This window comes from Methylocystis sp. S23 (assembly GCF_054106005.1).
In genome coordinates this window covers 1,289,644-1,305,319 of sequence record NZ_CM134185.1, presented here as the reverse complement: position 1 = coordinate 1,305,319, position 15,676 = coordinate 1,289,644, and the positions used below count along the sequence as shown (strand labels likewise).

The 15,676-nt window shown below is 66.5% G+C and carries 16 protein-coding genes and 1 pseudogene; 11 read left to right on the top strand and 6 right to left on the bottom strand.

Annotated elements, in window-relative coordinates; all coding sequences use genetic code 11:
- Positions 1 to 21 precede the first annotated feature (21 nt).
- The gene (locus ACV7JP_RS06600; protein WP_457798426.1) at positions 22 to 411 is read right to left on the bottom strand and encodes a hypothetical protein; all 390 of its coding nucleotides are present in this window, start codon (positions 409 to 411) and stop codon (positions 22 to 24) included.
- Positions 412 to 574: 163 nt separating this feature from the next.
- On the opposite strand from ACV7JP_RS06600, the gene ACV7JP_RS06595 reads away from it, so the two are divergent.
- Together ACV7JP_RS06595 and ACV7JP_RS06590 are read left to right on the top strand one after the other, a co-directional pair.
- Complete coding sequence (locus ACV7JP_RS06595; protein WP_457798425.1) at positions 575 to 1,297, top strand: hypothetical protein; 723 nt, start codon at positions 575 to 577, stop codon at positions 1,295 to 1,297.
- Between the two features lie 147 nt (positions 1,298 to 1,444).
- Positions 1,445 to 1,804 carry a DUF983 domain-containing protein gene (locus tag ACV7JP_RS06590; protein WP_457798424.1) on the top strand — a complete coding sequence of 120 codons (360 nt, stop codon included), beginning with the start codon at positions 1,445 to 1,447 and terminating at the stop codon, positions 1,802 to 1,804.
- 139 nt (positions 1,805 to 1,943) lie between these two features.
- Here the strand turns inward: ACV7JP_RS06590 and ACV7JP_RS06585 are convergent, their stop codons facing one another.
- Together ACV7JP_RS06585 and ACV7JP_RS06580 are read right to left on the bottom strand one after the other, a co-directional pair.
- The gene (locus ACV7JP_RS06585) at positions 1,944 to 3,515 is read right to left on the bottom strand and encodes a radical SAM protein (RefSeq protein ID WP_457798423.1); all 1,572 of its coding nucleotides are present in this window, start codon (positions 3,513 to 3,515) and stop codon (positions 1,944 to 1,946) included.
- Positions 3,516 to 3,738: 223 nt separating this feature from the next.
- Complete coding sequence (locus ACV7JP_RS06580; protein WP_457798422.1) at positions 3,739 to 4,245, bottom strand: RT0821/Lpp0805 family surface protein; 507 nt, start codon at positions 4,243 to 4,245, stop codon at positions 3,739 to 3,741.
- 41 nt (positions 4,246 to 4,286) lie between these two features.
- Between ACV7JP_RS06580 and pdxH the strand changes: the two genes are divergently transcribed.
- From pdxH to ispG, 9 genes and pseudogenes are all read left to right on the top strand, one after another.
- A complete protein-coding gene (pdxH, locus tag ACV7JP_RS06575) occupies positions 4,287 to 4,901 on the top strand; it encodes a pyridoxamine 5'-phosphate oxidase (protein WP_457798421.1) in 615 nt (204 codons plus the stop codon).
- Positions 4,898 to 5,446 carry a TIGR02301 family protein gene (locus tag ACV7JP_RS06570; RefSeq protein ID WP_457798420.1) on the top strand — a complete coding sequence of 183 codons (549 nt, stop codon included), beginning with the start codon at positions 4,898 to 4,900 and terminating at the stop codon, positions 5,444 to 5,446. The genes pdxH and ACV7JP_RS06570 overlap by 4 nt, the downstream gene beginning before the upstream one ends.
- A 78-nt stretch (positions 5,447 to 5,524) precedes the next feature.
- Entirely contained in the window at positions 5,525 to 5,779 is a 255-nt protein-coding gene (locus tag ACV7JP_RS06565) for a hypothetical protein (RefSeq protein ID WP_457798419.1), read from the top strand.
- 151 nt (positions 5,780 to 5,930) lie between these two features.
- Positions 5,931 to 7,028 (top strand): histidine phosphatase family protein, encoded by a 1,098-nt coding sequence (locus ACV7JP_RS06560; protein ID WP_457798418.1) that lies wholly within the window; start codon positions 5,931 to 5,933, stop codon positions 7,026 to 7,028.
- A gap of 43 nt (positions 7,029 to 7,071) precedes the next feature.
- Positions 7,072 to 8,379, top strand: a complete 1,308-nt coding sequence (locus tag ACV7JP_RS06555; RefSeq protein ID WP_457798417.1) for an Nramp family divalent metal transporter — start codon at positions 7,072 to 7,074, stop codon at positions 8,377 to 8,379.
- 56 nt (positions 8,380 to 8,435) lie between these two features.
- On the top strand, positions 8,436 to 8,732 hold the full coding sequence (locus ACV7JP_RS06550; RefSeq protein WP_457798416.1) for a hypothetical protein: 297 nt from the start codon (positions 8,436 to 8,438) through the stop codon (positions 8,730 to 8,732).
- A 70-nt stretch (positions 8,733 to 8,802) separates the two neighbouring features.
- Positions 8,803 to 9,564: pseudogene (locus ACV7JP_RS06545) on the top strand (IS5 family transposase).
- Between the two features lie 131 nt (positions 9,565 to 9,695).
- Positions 9,696 to 10,646 (top strand): DnaJ C-terminal domain-containing protein, encoded by a 951-nt coding sequence (locus tag ACV7JP_RS06540; protein ID WP_457798415.1) that lies wholly within the window; start codon positions 9,696 to 9,698, stop codon positions 10,644 to 10,646.
- Positions 10,647 to 10,949: 303 nt separating this feature from the next.
- Positions 10,950 to 12,245: a flavodoxin-dependent (E)-4-hydroxy-3-methylbut-2-enyl-diphosphate synthase gene (gene ispG / locus ACV7JP_RS06535; protein WP_457798414.1), complete on the top strand. Its 1,296-nt coding sequence runs from the start codon at positions 10,950 to 10,952 to the stop codon at positions 12,243 to 12,245.
- Positions 12,246 to 12,392: 147 nt separating this feature from the next.
- On the opposite strand, the gene ACV7JP_RS06530 is transcribed toward ispG, so the two are convergent.
- From ACV7JP_RS06530 to ACV7JP_RS06520, 3 genes are all read right to left on the bottom strand, one after another.
- Complete coding sequence (locus ACV7JP_RS06530; protein WP_457799042.1) at positions 12,393 to 13,247, bottom strand: uracil-DNA glycosylase; 855 nt, start codon at positions 13,245 to 13,247, stop codon at positions 12,393 to 12,395.
- A 144-nt stretch (positions 13,248 to 13,391) separates the two neighbouring features.
- Complete coding sequence (locus tag ACV7JP_RS06525) at positions 13,392 to 13,610, bottom strand: YbdD/YjiX family protein (RefSeq protein ID WP_457798413.1); 219 nt, start codon at positions 13,608 to 13,610, stop codon at positions 13,392 to 13,394.
- A complete protein-coding gene (locus ACV7JP_RS06520) occupies positions 13,585 to 15,663 on the bottom strand; it encodes a carbon starvation CstA family protein (RefSeq protein ID WP_457798412.1) in 2,079 nt (692 codons plus the stop codon). Before ACV7JP_RS06520 ends, ACV7JP_RS06525 begins: the two co-directional genes overlap by 26 nt.
- Positions 15,664 to 15,676: the final 13 nt, after the last annotated feature.

Genomic DNA, 15,676 nt, shown 5'->3' with positions numbered 1-15,676 from the left:
CAGAGCGCGCGCCGTCGCGCGTCAGCCGCATGTCCCGAGCGTCGCGACGCTCTTCTTCGTCAGCGGCGGCGCATAGGTCGCCGCGCAGCTCAGCGTGAAGGCGGGGCGGCCGGGCGCGCGGAAACCGAGCTTGCCTTTGATCTCGCGCTTGCCGTCGGGAATTGCGTTCGAGGCGATGGACGCATTGGCGAGACAGGCCTTCATGTCGAGCGCCATGTCGGCGGCCTCTTCCTCGAGGCCCTTGTCGATCGTCTTGCAGAAAAGGACGCGCTCGTCTTTGGAGGCCGGTTCGGCGAAGGCTGGCGCGGAGAATAGAAGGGCGATCGCGAGCGCAAGCCGTTGCGTCTCTCGACGCCCGATGCAGGGAGAGGGGCAAAGTCCGATCTTCGTCGCCGCCGCTTCTCCCCTCATCCTGATCCTCCACGTTGTCACGGGGAGAAGGAACAAGCTCTCCGCCGCGTCCGCAGGTTCGACCGCGCGCAATGCTTTGGCGAGCACGCGCCTGAACATTTCCATCCGGCCTGCGCCGGCGCCAATATGCCGCTTTGAAATCATGGGGGGAAGGATGAACTGGATGAAATGCCTCTGGTTGCTGATCGGCGCGGCGCTCCCGACGGCCGCCGCCGCCGAGGCGCCCAATTGCCGCAACGGCATATTCGTCGAGGAGGGCGTGATCTACGGCCTCGCGAAGGTCACGGGCGCCGACAAGCTCTTTCTCGTCGAGGACGACTATTATTGCGACAAGGACAAACAGAAAGGCGCCTGTCCCATTTGTCCGAGCGACGACGCTCTCTGCCGCAGCAAGAGCTATGTCCTTCCCGGCGATCTTGTGATCACGGCGCGGTCCTTCAACGGTTTTCGTTGCATCCTCTATCGCAACGAGAAGAATTTCGCGGGCTCGGCCGGTTATGTCCCGGAGGGGCGCCTCGAAGCGCTGCCCATGGCCGAGGCGACGCGGAAGGACTGGCTCGGCGAATGGCGGATGGGCGACGATTCGATCACGCTGCGCGCCAAGGGCGACAAGCTCTCCGCGAGCGGCGAGGCCTATTGGCCCTCGGCCAATCCCTCCCCGAAGGAAGTTCCCGGCGGCCCGCATTTGGGCCAGATGTCGGGCGTCGCGGCGCCAAAGGGCAATCAGGTCGCCTTCATCGACGCGGAAGACGAGTGCCATGTGAGCCTGACGCTGCTGCCGCCCTTCCTGCTCGCCCGGGACAATAATCGCTGCGGCGGCATGAATGTGCGCTTCGACGGCGTCTATCTGCGCGCGGGGAAGGCGAAAAGCCGGTATAAGCGTTAGCGATCGGCGCCGCCCGGGACATTCGCGCCCGTCTCAAAGCGGGAACCGCGATACGGGAGGCGCACAAAGGGGGTCCGAATCGGAACCGCTTGATTCGGGGCGGGCGCCCGTGAAGAAAGCATTATCAGCGGGAGCGAGGACAAGCGCATGAGCGACGCGGCGACGACGGCGAAGATTTTGTGGCGCGGCGCGCGCATGAAATGCCCGCATTGCGGCGAGGGACGCATTTTCAAAGGCTATCTCACGCGCGAGGACGCCTGCCCGAAATGCGGCGAGAGCTTCGAGGGCCTCGACGCCGATGACGGGCCGGCCTGGCTCACCATCGGCCTCGTCGCGCATATCGTGGTGCCGCTGCTTATCTTCCTTGAGCGCGGCGAGCTCATGCCCTATTGGCGGGAGGCGGGGATTCTGATCCTCGTCACGATCGTCTCGACCCTGATCTTCCTGCCGATCTCCAAGGGCTTCTTCATCGCCGCCCTCTGGCTTGTCAACCGCAAGCCCGCCTGAAAGCGAATGCGAGCTTCGCTCGCTCAGGAAGGCCTAAGCGTACGGTGCAGATAAGAAGTCCTTCACGCCGAGGAACCCGCGCAGCGGGCGTCTCGAAGCCCGAGGGGCGTCAACGCTGCCTATCGTCAAAGGCGTAAAGTCACGCCGTCACCGCTTCGGGCTTCGCGGCGGGCTCCGGCGCCGCGGGCGGGAAGGAGAGCTTGGGCTCCCAGTAATTGCCGCGGTCGAACATGTGCCGCGCCTGGGCGTATTGGAACAGGATGCGTGCGACGACGGTCATGGTCTCGGGCTTGCGCACGGCGGCGCCCCAGATCTTGTTCCACATCCGGCCTTCGGCCGCGCCATATCGGGTGATGCGCGCCATGGCGGCCTGGACCGCCTGCCGCTCGACCTCGCGCAGCGCATTCGGATCCATGGGCTTGGGAGCCGGGCCGTTGCGATGGCGGCCGAATGTGTCGATCAGGCGCAGTATGCGCTCCTGGAAGGCGGCGGGCGAATAGAGCGCGTTGCAGAGATTCTGCATGCCGTAATGCAGCTCTTCCATGCTCATGGTCATGCATTGGATGTTGGAGCTCCACGGCACGGCCTGGGTCTCGACGCCGCCGGCGAGCAAGCGTCCCTCCCGCTGAATGCGGTCGAAGAGCGGGGTCGCCTCCGAGGCCATCAGCGCGCCCAGGCTGAAGATCGGGATCGGCGTCGACATGGCGAAATCATATTGCTGCGCGAAGACGCCGGGGCCGTCATGGTCGAAGCCGACGATCATGCCGCCCATGACGGACATGCCGCGGTCGACAAGCTTCTGAATCTCGTCGACGAGGCTGATCTTGAGATTCTGCCGCTTGCCGGTCTCGCGCAGGCTCTCAATGTTCGGCGTCTCGATGCCGACGAAGACCTGCGTGAGGCCGGCGGCGACGCACATGTCGAGCAGCTCGTCGTCGCGCGTCGCGTCGATCGAGATCTGCGTGACGAACTCCATCGGCTTGTCGCGGCGCCATTCGGCGATCGCCGCGAGCAATTCCTTGCAATGGGCGCGATAGGCCGTGAAATTGTCGTCGGCGAGGAAGGTCGTGCGATAGCCGAAGCTCCAGAGCGCGTCGAGCTCGGCGATGACGTGGCCGATCGGCTTATGGCGCTGCTTGCGGCCGAGATACTGGATGACGTCGCAGAACTCGCATTCGAAGGGACAGCCGCGCGAGGTCTGCACCGCGCCGAGCATGGCGCGGTCGTTATTGTAGAGGTCCCAGCGCGGAAGCGGCGAATTGGCGAGCGACGGCTTGTCGCCGAAATAGCTCTCCTTCGGCTTGCGCGCGCTCAGATCGGCGAAAAAGCCCTCGGCAATGTCCTCCGCCTCGCCGCAGACCATCACGTCGCAATGGTCCCGCAGCCGCGCGGGCGAGAGACTCGCATAGGGGCCGCCAATGACGACGGTCTTGCCGCGGCGGCGGAACTCGTCGGCGACGGCGACCATGCGCAGCCGCTGGCTGACCTTGCCGGTGATCAGGATGAAGTCGGCGGGGTGATCGAAATCGACCGGCTCGACCGTCTCGTCGCAGAGCTGGATCTTGAAGTCCGAAGGGGCGAAGGCGGCGACCGTCGCGCTCGCGAGATCCGCCATCATCACGCCGCCGGGATAGCCCTCGGCCCCGAGCGCCTCGCCGCCGAAATAGGTTGGAAAATCGCCTGCCGGATTGATGATGTAAATCGACGTCATGGCTCAGTCTCAGCAAATGAACGTTTGCTTTACTATTTCATCGGATGCGCGGCGTCGCAAGCTTAGGGATAGTCCCCGAGGCGAGACAGTATTCCGCGGCTCCGATCAGGAAATACAATTTTGATTATCAAGGCTATTCTTGAAAGGAGCGGAAGCGCGGCGGCGCGCGGGCCGAAACAGCGGGGATCGCGCCGCGACCGGGAGATTCCAGGGCGGCTGTCGCTCAGCCCTTCTTGAAGGGCTTCACCTCCGTCAAGGCCCATTCCGTCGTCTTCTCGCGGCAGGCCGCGCCCTGCAGCCTTTCGACGCTTTCGCTCGCCGAGACGTCCGCGAGAAAGGCGCGGCAAATCTTGCCCTCGAGCGGATAGGCCTGGCCGACCGGCGTGAAGGAGCCTTTCGCGCCGGATTGCGGATTGTCCCAATTGACGCTCAGGCCGCTGCCCTGCGGATCGAGCGCGGTGCTCATCGCCGCCGCGGCGCGGCGCAGGTCCTCCGTATCGAGATGGCGCGACAGCCTGAGAGGGGGCTTGGCGATGGAGCCGGTCACGTCTTCGGGCGCCCCCCGCCACATCGCCGACTCGGAGGAAGCCGACATGGGAATGGCGATGGAGCAGCTCGACAGCGCGCAAAGGGCGACAAATGAGACGAGGATGGCGGCCGGCGGGAATTGAGCGGCGGGGCCGTCAGCGATATGTCTGTTACACAGGAACTGCAAAGCGCCACCTTCCAACGCGCCGCGCCCGCGAGGGGCGCTCGGGAGAGGATTTTCGCGTGAACGCGTTAACGTCGGGTGACTTCGTGGACGCCGCAGAGCCCTTCGCCCTTTTCGGCGAATGGTTTGAGCAGGCGACGGCAAAAGAGCTCAACGATCCGGAGGCGATGGCGGTCGCGACCGCCGACGCGGACGGATTGCCGGACGCGCGCATGGTGCTGATGAAGGAATGGAGTCCCGAGGGCTTCGTCTTCTACACCAACGCCGAGAGCGCCAAGGGCCGCCAGCTCGCCGAGAACCCGAAGGCGGCGGCGCTCTTCCATTGGAAATCGCTGCGCCGGCAGGTGCGGCTGCGCGGGCCCGTGGAGCCCGTGAGCGAGGCGGAGTCGGACGCCTATTACAACAGCCGCCCGCGCGATTCGCGCATCGGCGCCTGGGCGAGCCGGCAGTCGCGTCCACTTGAAAGCCGATTCGCGCTGGAGAAGGCGGTCGCGGCCCACGCCGCAAAATACGCCGTCGGCGACATTCCGCGCCCCCCCTATTGGCGCGGCTTCCGCATCAAGCCCGTCGCCATGGAGTTCTGGCAGGACCGCCCCTTCCGCCTGCATGACCGCGTGCGCTTCTTCCGCGAGGCGCCGGGCGGAGACTGGCGCAAGGAACGGCTCTATCCATGAGGTGGAGAGCCGCCGGCGCGGCCGCGCTCGTCAGCGCCTTCCTCTTCAGTCTTCCGGCGGCGGGTCAGGGGATTTTCGATCTCTTCGGCCCCGACCGGCCGGCCCATGCGCCGCGTCCGGCGCGGGACGTTCCCCGCGCCGAGAAGAAGAAGCCCGAGACGAAGAGCAAGCGCAAAGGCGCGAAAAGCCCGGCGGAGGCCGTAAAGCCCACGGCGAAAGCCGACGCGTCCGGCGTCGAGTCGCCGCCTTATGAGGGCCAGCTCGTCCGCCTCTCGGAAGTGATCGGCGCGCTCGCATATTTGCGCGAGCTCTGCGGCGAGAGGGACGGCGAGGACTGGCGCGGCAAAATGTCCGCCTTGCTCGACGCCGAGGCTCCGAGCGGTCCGCGCCATGACAAATATGTCGCCGCCTTCAATCGCGGCTTTCGCGGCTATGAGCTGACCTATCGCGCCTGCACCGAGAACGCCAGAACCGCGACGACGCGCTATCTGGACGAGGCGGCCCGAATCTCCCGCGACGTTACTTACCGTTTCGGCAGTCCTTAAGACTCTACTCAATTCTGAATTAACCTTTTGGCAAGACGCGTGTCGCGTCCCGCGGCGGCGTTGTCTAAAGTCATTTCCATGACGCAGCTGACCTTTGCCTCCTTTGACGAGACCGGCGGTGAACAACACCGGGCCGCGCTCGCCTATGTGACCGAAGCCTTCGCCGAAGCGATTCTCGCGGGAATCGAGAGCGATTCCTTCGCGCAGGCGGCCCTGTCGGCGGCGCTGCGCGAGCTGGTCGCGACCTATGGCGAGGAAAGCGTCGCGACTTTCGCCCAGTCTCTGCCGGACCGCATCCGCGCCGGGGAATTTACTTTCGCCGTCCGGCACTGAGGGCGGCGGGGCGGCGCGCCACAAAAGGCGACTGACTTTTCCGTCCAAATCGGGCACAACAGCCTTGCGTATCGGCGCGGCGGGCGAATTTTTGCGCAGGCCCGCGCGCATATCCGGCCCGGCCCCGCGCGGCGGCGCCCCAGACGATCCAATGACCCGCACGATCCTCTGTCTCGCCCGCCATGGCGAGACGAACTGGAATATTGAACGGCGTTTCCAGGGCCAATTCGACATCGCCCTCAACGCCCGCGGCCGCGCCCAGGCCGAGGCCCTGGCCCGCGAATTGAGGGGCGCCCATTTCGACCGCGTCTATTCGAGCGATCTGCGCCGCGCCATGAACACCGCCGCGCCCATCGCGCAGGCGCGCGGCCTTGAGCTGCTCGCGACCCAGCGGCTGCGCGAGAAGGACGACGGCGCCTGGCAGGGCCACACCCATGCCGAGGTGCAGGTGAAATACGCCAGCGACTATCCGCATTATCTCTCGCGCAAACCCGACTTCGCGGCGCCCGAGGGCGAGACGCTGGAGGAGTTCGCCCGCCGCGTCCGCTCGGTCCTGACCGATATCGCCAGGGAAAGCGCCGGCCTCACCGTCCTCGTCGTCGCCCATGCCGGCGTCCTGGACGTCGCCTGGCGCATGGCGACGGGAAAAGGGCTCGGCGAGAAGCGCGAGCATCCCGTGCTCAACGCCACCCCCAACTGGATCGCCTTTGAGGACGGGCGATGGTCGCTCGTCAACTGGGCGCAGCCGGAAGGGCGGCCCGAGATCGCCGCGCCCTGGGACGGCCTGACCCTGCCCCGCCGCGAGGCCGCCCGCGCGCTGATCGTCAACGGGAAGGGCGAAGCGCTGCTGATGCAGTACGCCGGCGGGCTCTCGCCGCATTTCCTGGCGCTCGGCCATCATCATTTCTGGGCGACGCCGGGCGGCGCGCTGAAGGAAGGCGAAAGCTTCGAGGACGCGCTGCGCCGCGAGATGCGCGAGGAGACGGGGCTGATCCTGAACGGCGATCCCGGCCCGGTCGTCGCGACGCGCGAATTCCCCATGGAGCTCGGGGAAGATTGGCAGCAGGCGGTCGAACGCTATTTTCTCATCCGAACGAAAGAGTTCGCGCCCTCGCCGGAGAACCTTACGCCCGAGGAGAGGGCGCATATGTTGGGATGGCGCTGGTGGTCCGCCGACGCCATCGGCCAGTCCGACGAGCTGATCTTTCCCGAAGCGCTCGAAGCGCTGCTGCGCAAGGTGAATTCGTAAAGGGCGGCCGCCGCTCGGCCGGACGCTCCGGCTGGAGGTTCGCGTGGCCCTATCCGCACCCGCCGCGTCCTCGCGCGAGCTGCGCCGCTCCATCGCGGTTCCGAACGATGGCGGGTGGTTGCGGCGCTTCGTCGTTTTCCTCGGCCCCGGCTATCTCGTCGCAACGGGCTATATGGATCCGGGCAATTGGGCGACGGCGCTCGCCGGCGGCTCGAAATTCGGGACGGCGCTGCTTTTCGTCGCGGTTCTCTCGAGCCTCATGGCGATCGTGCTGCAATCGCTCTCCGCGCGGCTCGGCGTCGGCGCGGGCCTCGATCTCGCCCAGGCCTGCCGGGCGCATACGCCCTTTCCCGTCGCCGTCGGCCTGTGGCTCTTCGCCGAAGCCGGGATTTTCGCGACCGACCTTGCCGAGGTCATCGGCACGGCGGTCGGGCTCTCGCTGCTCTTCGGCCTGCCGCTCGCGCTGGGGATCGTCGTCACGGCGCTGGACGCCTTTCTCGTTCTCGCCATGGAGCGGCTGGGCTTCCGCAAGATCGAGCTTTTCGTCTTCGGCATGCTCGCCCTTATCGGCTTCTGCTTCGCCGCGCAGCTCGCTTTGGCGCGGCCCGACATTGCGGAGGTGGCGCGCGGGCTTGCGCCGACGCGGCGCTTCCTCAGCGATCCGGAGATGCTCTATCTGGGCCTCGGCATCCTCGGCGCGACGGTGATGCCGCATAATCTCTTCCTGCATTCCTTCGTGGTGCAGACGCGGGCGGTGGGCGCTTCGATGGAGAAGAAGCGGGAGGCCATCCGCTTCGCCGTCATCGACAGCGCGCTGGCGCTCTTTTTCGCGCTGCTGGTCAACGGCGCCATTCTCGTTCTGGCCGCTGCGACCTTTCACGCCCGGGGTTATACGGAGGTCGCGGAGCTGGGCGAAGCGCACCGCCTCATCGCGCCGCTACTCGGAGAGCCTATGGCGGCGACGCTCTTCGCCGTGGCGCTCATCGCCTGCGGCCTCAACTCCACCGTGACGGCGACGCTCGCCGGGCAGATCGTGATGGAGGGCTTCATCCGCCTGCGGCTTTCTCCGGCCATGCGGCGGCTCGCGACCCGCGCCATCGCCATCGCGCCCGCCATCGCCGTGACGCTATACGCCGGCGAAAGCGCGACGGCGCGGCTTCTGGTGCTGAGCCAGGTCGTGTTGAGCCTGACGCTTCCCTTCGCCGTCGCGCCCCTCGTCCTCTTCACGGCGCGGCGCGACGTCATGGGGGCGCTCGTCGCCCCCCGCCGCACGACGGCCGTCGCGACCGTCATCGCCGCGCTGATCGTCGCGCTCAACGCCAAATTGCTGTGGGACGCCTTGCTCGCATGACCCAAGGAACAAGCCGCGGGCTTGCGCGTTCGAGTGGAAAAACTCGAACACGGCCCATGCTCATGAAAGTCCGCACGCTCGGCGACGCCGAAATCGAAAACGCCCTCATCTCCCCCGCCTCCGTCTTCGACGCGCCCTCCGAGGTGGTGGAGACGAAAGCGCTCGCCAAGATGATGAAAATCGAAATTCTCAAGCGCTGGGAGCTCGACGCCCGCGCGCTCCAGCGCGCGACGGAGGAGAACATGACGGGAGGCGAGCCGGCGCCGCTCGACGCGGTCAATGAGGCCCTCGCCCAGCTCGATCCGGAGGGCAAGGCGCTGGCGGATTTCGAGAAAGCGCCGACGAAGCTCTAGGTCCTGTGGACTCTAAGGGATTCCCATTTGGTCGCAAATCAGATTCAAGAGTTCTTTTGGGGAGGCGGCCTTGGGTGTGATGGATCGATTGGTTTTGACGGACACGGCGTGGGAGCGGATGGCTCCGCTGATCATTGGCCGGCCTGACCAGAAGGGCTCGACCGGCCGCGACAACCGGATGTTTGTGGAGGGCGTGCTGTGGATCGTGCGCACGGGTTCCCCCTGGCGCGATCTTCCGGAAGCGTTTGGGGAGTGGAACAGTGTGTTTCGGCGCTTCAGTCGATGGAGCGCCAAGGGGGTCTGGCATCGGGTTTTCGAGGCGATGTCTGACGATTCTGACTTCGAATATCTGATCGTCGACTCCACGATCGTCCGGGCGCATCAGCACGCTGCCGGGGCGAAAAAGGGGGCCTGAAGATCAGGCGATCGGGCGTTCGCGCGGCGGCCTGAGCACCAAGATACATCTGGCCGTTCGCGGCTTGGGATGTCCTGACGGTTCACGCTGACCGCCGGTCAGAAGGGCGACGCCCCGCAAGCCGTGGCGTTGATCGAGGGACTGCCCGCAGAGGTCGTCATGGCCGATACCGCCTATGACGCCAATTATTTGCGCCAAGCCATCGCCGCGAAGGGCGCGCTTGCCGTCATCCCAAACAACCCGTCACGTGCGCTCAAATATCCGCTCGACAAGCATCTTTATACTCAGCGCCATCTCGTCGAATGCTGCTTCTCAAAACTCAAGCAGTTCCGCCGCGTTGCAACCCGCTTCGAAAAAACCGCCCGAAACTATCGAGCGGTCGTAACCCTCGCCGCAATCGTCCTATGGCTCAGATAACTGTCCACACAGCCTAAACGTTCCCGCCGCGCCGCCGCTTGCGTTAGGCCCGCGCTTCTCCCACATATTGGTCCAGACATTTGCGCCCGCGCCGCTTTCGGGCGGGCGCTCTCATGGGCTATTGAACGAAAATGCGCGACCCTTACGACGTTCTCGGAGTCTCCAAAACAGCGAGCGCGGCCGACATCAAGAAGGCCTATCGCCAGCTCGCCAAGAAATATCATCCCGACCGCAACAAGGACGACGCGAAGGCCAAGGAGCGCTTCGCGGAGATCAACACGGCCTATGAAATCGTCGGCGACGAGAAGAAGAAGGCCCAATTTGACCGCGGCGAAATCGGCCCCGACGGCAAGCCGCGCGGCTTCGAGGGTTTTGGCGCGGGCCCCGGCGGGTTTACGCGCGGCTGGCGCACGGCCGGCGGGGCGCCGGGCGGCGAGCAGCATTTCGAATTCAATTTTGGCGGCGGACAGGGCGGCGGCGGCTTTGATCCGAGCGACCTTTTCGCCGATCTGTTCGGCGGCCGCCGGCGCGGTCAGGCCGCGCCCACGCGGGGCGACGACGTGGTCGCGACGGCGACCGTGCCGCTTGAGACCGTCGCCAAAGGCGGCTCCGCGCGCGTCATCCTGCCGTCCGGCCGCACGCTGGAGGTGAAAATCCCGGCGGGCGTCGAGGACGGTCAGCAAATCCGCTTGCGCGCCCAGGGCCAGCCCGGCCTGCGCGGCGGGGAGCCCGGCGACGCGCTGGTGACGGTGAGGGTCGCGGGCCACCCCTATTTCAAGATGGAGGGGCGCGACCTGCGCATCGAGCTTCCAGTCACGGTCTATGAGGCGGCGCTCGGCGCCAGGGTGCAGACGCCGACGCTCGACGGCAAGGTGGAGCTCTCGATCCCGCCCGGCTCCAATGGCGGCCGCACGCTGCGCCTGCGCGGCAAGGGCCTGCCCGCGACGGAGGGCAAGCCGGCCGGCGACCTCTATGTATCGCTTAAGATCATGCTGCCCGAGGACCCCGACGCCGATTTCGAGGCGAAGATGCGAGAGCTGCGGGACCGGCATGGATATGATCCGCGACGGAAGATGGGGTAAGCGGACTTCATCCGTCAGCTATCTCGCCGGTTCATACCCGCTGAAACGCCCCCCACCCCTGCCCCTCCCCCCACTCCGTGGGGGGAGGGAAGTTGCGGCCTCATTCTGGATCGCGACCGGCATCCACGAAGTTGGGAATATGGCGACCTCCCTCCCCCCACGAAGTGGCGGGGAGGGATCAAGGGTGGGGGGCGCCGCCGCTGCTCGGACCTCTCAAACCGCCCTCCCAGGCCTCGCGACCTTGACCCGCGCGCCATTCCGCGCGACCTAGGGCCAACGTCCAACGGAGCCGCGACGAGAGCCATGACCGACGCCGTCGAAACCCGCCTGCCCGATCCCGTTTCCGCCGAGCCTGCGCCGCGCAAGACGACCTGCGCCGTGCGCGTCGGCGAGGGGCCGGGCGCCGTGACGGTCGGCGGCGGCGCGCCCATCGTCGTGCAATCCATGACCAACACGGACACGGCCGACGTCGATTCGACGGTCGCGCAAGTGATGGCGCTGGCGCAGGCGGGCTCGGAGATCGTCCGCATCACCGTCGACCGCGACGAGGCGGCGGCGGCCGTGCCGCACATACGCGAGAAGCTCGACAGGAAGGGTATCAACGTCCCCCTCGTCGGCGACTTCCATTACATCGGCCACAAGCTCCTCGCCGATCATCCGGCCTGCGCCGAGGCGCTCGCCAAATATCGCATCAATCCCGGCAATGTCGGCTTCAAGGACAAGAAGGACCGGCAGTTCGCGGCGATCGTCGAGCTTGCGGCGAAGCACGACAAGGCCGTCCGCATCGGCGCCAATTGGGGCTCGCTCGACCAGGAGCTGCTGACCCATCTCATGGACATCAACGCGGCCTCCGACCGTCCGATCGACGCGCGCGCCGTGACGCGCGAGGCGCTGGCGCGCTCGGCGCTGATCTCCGCCGCCCGCGCCGAGGAGATCGGCCTCGCCAAGGACCGCATCGTCATCTCGGCCAAAGTGTCTGCCGTGCAGGACCTCATCGCCGTCTATCGCATGCTGGCGCAGCGCGGCGATTACGCCCTGCATCTCGGCCTCACGGAGGCCGGCATGGGCACCAAGGGCGTCGTCGCCTCGGCCTCGGCGCTGGGCGTGCTGCTGCAGGACGGCATTGGCGATACGATCCGCGTCTCGCTCACCCCCGAGCCCGGCGGCGACCGCACCCAGGAAGTGCGCGTCGCGCAGGAAATCCTGCAGACCATGGGCTTTCGCACCTTCGTGCCGCTCGTCGCCGCCTGCCCAGGCTGCGGCCGCACGACCTCGACCGTGTTCCAGGAGCTCGCCCGCGACATTCAGGAACATATCCGTGAGCGCATGGTCGTCTGGCGCGCGCAATATCCGGGCGTCGAGACGCTCAATGTCGCGGTGATGGGCTGCATCGTGAACGGCCCCGGCGAATCGAAGCACGCCGATATCGGCATTTCGCTCCCCGGGACGGGCGAGACGCCGGCGGCGCCGGTCTTCATCGACGGCAGGAAGGCGATGACGCTGCGCGGCGAGGGCATTGCGGAGGAATTCACCCGCATCGTCGACGAATATGTCGCGCGCCGCTATGGCGGCGTGAAGGAAGGCGCGGCGGCGGAGTGACTTTAGCGAGCAACGCTCTCGGTGAGGGCCACGATCCGCCCCCTCGCCCCGCTTGCGGGGAGAGGGCCGGGGTGAGGGGCGAGTTGGCTCATGAATGCTTGGGGCGCTGGCGTCCCGCGACGACGCCCGTGAATGTCGCTTTGCCCCTCACCCTAACCCTCTCCCCGCAAGCGGGGCGAGGGCACCCGCCGCCGCTCGTAAATCACGCCAGGCCGCGGGCTTCAGCGCAGGCGTTTTCAACATTGAATCGAGGCTGCTGAACACATAAGCGCGCGTCATATGCGCGCCGCGCTCAATGTCGAAAGGCTTGCCCCGCAGCCTGGCGACCGGCTCGCTCGCCGCGAGCAGCGCCCGCGCCGGCGCCTCGCCGAAGAGCAGCAGCGCTTCGGGCCGCGCCAGCTCGACATGGCGGCGCGCAAAAGGCGTGAAGACCGCCAGTTGCGGCGGCGTCATCGACATCACGCCGGGCGGCCGCCAGGGGGAGACATAGGCCAGATAGGCGCTCTCGCGCCCGCGCCCGACCGCCTTCAGCATATTATCGAGGAGCCGCGCCTGATCGCCGCAGAAGGCTTCGCCCGTCGCCTCTTCCGTCGCGCCGGGCGCTCCGTCGAGAACCATGAGCGGCGCGCCCGCCTTCCCCGCCGAAAACAGAAAATGCCGCGCCATGTCCCGGAAGGGCGCATGCGGGAATTCGGCGAGGGCGGCGGCGAGCTCGTCGAGCGTGCGGGCGCTCGTCGCGGCTTCTTCCGCCGCCCGCGCGGCTTCCTCGGGCGCGGCGATGGCGGGCGGCGGGCGCGGGCGGTCCCTGGAAGGCTCCCGCAAATCCGGCGTTTCGGCTGGCGCGCGCGGCGCCGAAGCGACAGACGTTTCGACCGGCTTCAGGCTCGCCGCATAGCGGTCATGCGGCGCCTCGTCGAGCGCGAGATCGACGCCGCTCTCGACATACCAATCGAGAAGGGCGAGCAGCGCTGCGCGCGTTTCGGGCGTGTGAGCGAAGGCCATCAATGGAGTTTAGCCGAACCGTTCGGGCGCGTCATGGCCGAGCGTCCTCCTTGCGCCGTCAGGCTGTCATTTGCGAGCGGAGCGAAGCAATCCAGAGCTTCGTTGCGGCCCTGGATTGCTTCGCCTTCGGCTCGCAATGACGGATCAGCAACAACGAAACGCGCGCTCGCTCCCGGCCCCGAACCGCGCATTCTCACGCGCGCGGAAGAACTCCGCGCGCGTCATGATCCCCTGTCCGTCATGCGTCGCCCGTCTATGGGCGACATAGGCGTCGTAATCGCCTTGCCCGACCATCAGCCGCGCGCCGTCGCGCAGCTTTGCCGCGAGCTTCGCGAGATCAAGCCCCGGCGGGCAGCAATTCATCTTCGCTCTCCCGGGTGGTGACGACGTTGGAGGCGCGGGCGTCGCGGATGGATTTGATCGCGAAGCCGAGGATCGACAGAACCAGCGCCATGTAGATCGCGCAGAGGCCGGCGTCGACATAGTCGTTGAAGATCACGCGATGCATCTCCTCGACGGTCTTGGCCGGCGCGAGCAATTGTCCCTTGTCGAGCGCCGCGGCGAATCTCTTCGCATGCGCGAGGAAGCCGATCTTCGGATCGTCGTGGAAGATTTTTTCAAACCCCGCCGTCATGGTGCAGATGTAGAGCCATGTCGTCGGAATGGCGGCGACGAAGACGTAGCGCTCGCGCTTCATGCGGAAGAGCACGACCACGCAGAGCGTGAGCGCCATGGCGGCGAGCATCTGATTGGCGATGCCGAACAAGGGCCAGAGCGTGTTGATGCCGCCCAAGGGATCGATGACGCCCTGATAGAGGAAATAGCCCCAGCCCGTGACGGCGATGGCGGTGGCGGCGAGATTTGGCCCCCAGGCCCGCGTATTGCCGAAGGCCGGAAAGAAGGCGCCGACGAGGTCCTGGATCATGAAGCGCGCGACGCGCGTGCCGGCGTCGATCGTCGTGAGGATGAACAGCGCCTCGAACAGGATCGCGAAATGATACCAGAAGGACATGGCGGTCGCGCCGCCAATGACCTTCGAGAGAATATGCGCCATGCCGACGGCGAGCGTCGGCGCGCCGCCGGTGCGCGAGAGAATGGTCTTCTCGCCGACATCCTGCGCGACGCCCGAAAGCGCCTCCGGCGTCACGGCGAAGCCCCATGCGGAGATCGCCGTCGCGGCGGTCTCGGGCGTCGCGCCGATGACGGCCGGCGCGCTGTTCATGGCGAAATAGACGCCGGGCTCCAGCGCGCTCGCGGCGACGAGCGCCATGATGGCGACGAAGCTCTCCATCAGCATGGCGCCGTAGCCGATGAAGCGCGTCTGCGTTTCGTCCGCGATCATCTTCGGCGTCGTGCCGGAAGAAACGAGTGCGTGGAAGCCCGACACCGCGCCGCAGGCGATGGTGATGAAGAGGAAGGGGAAGACGCTGCCCGCGAAGACCGGCCCCGTGCCGTCGATGAAGCGGCTCACCGCGGGCATTCTAAGATCGGGCCAGACGACGAAGATGCCGAGCGCGAGCGACAGGATCGTGCCGATCTTGAGGAAGGTCGAGAGATAGTCGCGCGGCGCGAGCAGGAGCCATACGGGCAGAACGGACGCCACGAAGCCATAGGCGATGAGCATGAAGGCGAGCGTCTCGCCCTTATAGGCGAAGAGCGGCGCAAGGGTCGCGCTCTCGGCGACATCGCGGCCGAAGGCGATGCTTGCGAGCAGGAGCACGAAGCCGATGATCGACATCTCGCCGATGCGGCCCGGCCGGATGTAGCGGCCATAAACGCCCATGAAGACGGCGATGGGCAGCGTCGCGAAGACGGTGAAAGCGCCCCACGGGCTGTCCGCGAGCGCCTTGACGACGACGAGCGCCAGCACGGCGAGTAGGATGATCATGATGGAGAGAATGCCCGCCATGGCGATGACGCCGGGAATATGGCCCATCTCCGTCTTGATGAGATCGCCGAGCGAACGCCTGTCGCGGCGCGTCGAGATGAAGAGGACGAGAAAGTCCTGCACGGCGCCGGCGAGAATGACGCCCGCGAGCAGCCAGAGCGTGCCCGGCAGATAGCCCATCTGCGCGGCGAGCACCGGCCCGACCAGCGGGCCGGCGCCGGCGATGGCCGCGAAATGATGGCCGAACAGCACCCATTTGTCGGTCGGCACATAATCGAGCCCGTCATTGCGCCGATGCGCGGGCGTGCGCCGCGTCGCGTCGAGGCCGAGCACTTTTTCGGCGATGAAGCGCGAATAGAAGCGATAGCCGATGGCGTAGACGCCGATGGCGGCGGTGACGAGCCACATGGCGTTGACCGGCTCGCCGCGCGCGGTCGCGAGCGTGTAGAGCGCGTAAAGGGCGAGGACGGAGACAAGCGCCCAGGGGAAGTAGGAAATGAGGCTCTGACGAACCGAAGCCGAAGACATTTCGCGCGCCCTG

Coding starts and splice junctions, on each gene's coding strand:
- ACV7JP_RS06600 (WP_457798426.1), bottom strand. CDS start 411: ATGAGGGGAGAAGCGGCGGCGACGAAGATCGGACTTTGCCCCTCTCCC.
- ACV7JP_RS06595 (WP_457798425.1), top strand. CDS start 575: ATGAAATGCCTCTGGTTGCTGATCGGCGCGGCGCTCCCGACGGCCGCC.
- ACV7JP_RS06590 (WP_457798424.1), top strand. CDS start 1,445: ATGAGCGACGCGGCGACGACGGCGAAGATTTTGTGGCGCGGCGCGCGC.
- ACV7JP_RS06585 (WP_457798423.1), bottom strand. CDS start 3,515: ATGACGTCGATTTACATCATCAATCCGGCAGGCGATTTTCCAACCTAT.
- ACV7JP_RS06570 (WP_457798420.1), top strand. CDS start 4,898: ATGAGGTGGAGAGCCGCCGGCGCGGCCGCGCTCGTCAGCGCCTTCCTC.
- ACV7JP_RS06565 (WP_457798419.1), top strand. CDS start 5,525: ATGACGCAGCTGACCTTTGCCTCCTTTGACGAGACCGGCGGTGAACAA.
- ACV7JP_RS06560 (WP_457798418.1), top strand. CDS start 5,931: ATGACCCGCACGATCCTCTGTCTCGCCCGCCATGGCGAGACGAACTGG.
- ACV7JP_RS06550 (WP_457798416.1), top strand. CDS start 8,436: ATGCTCATGAAAGTCCGCACGCTCGGCGACGCCGAAATCGAAAACGCC.
- ACV7JP_RS06540 (WP_457798415.1), top strand. CDS start 9,696: ATGCGCGACCCTTACGACGTTCTCGGAGTCTCCAAAACAGCGAGCGCG.
- ispG (WP_457798414.1), top strand. CDS start 10,950: ATGACCGACGCCGTCGAAACCCGCCTGCCCGATCCCGTTTCCGCCGAG.
- ACV7JP_RS06530 (WP_457799042.1), bottom strand. CDS start 13,247: ATGGCCTTCGCTCACACGCCCGAAACGCGCGCAGCGCTGCTCGCCCTT.
- ACV7JP_RS06525 (WP_457798413.1), bottom strand. CDS start 13,610: ATGAATTGCTGCCCGCCGGGGCTTGATCTCGCGAAGCTCGCGGCAAAG.
- ACV7JP_RS06520 (WP_457798412.1), bottom strand. CDS start 15,663: ATGTCTTCGGCTTCGGTTCGTCAGAGCCTCATTTCCTACTTCCCCTGG.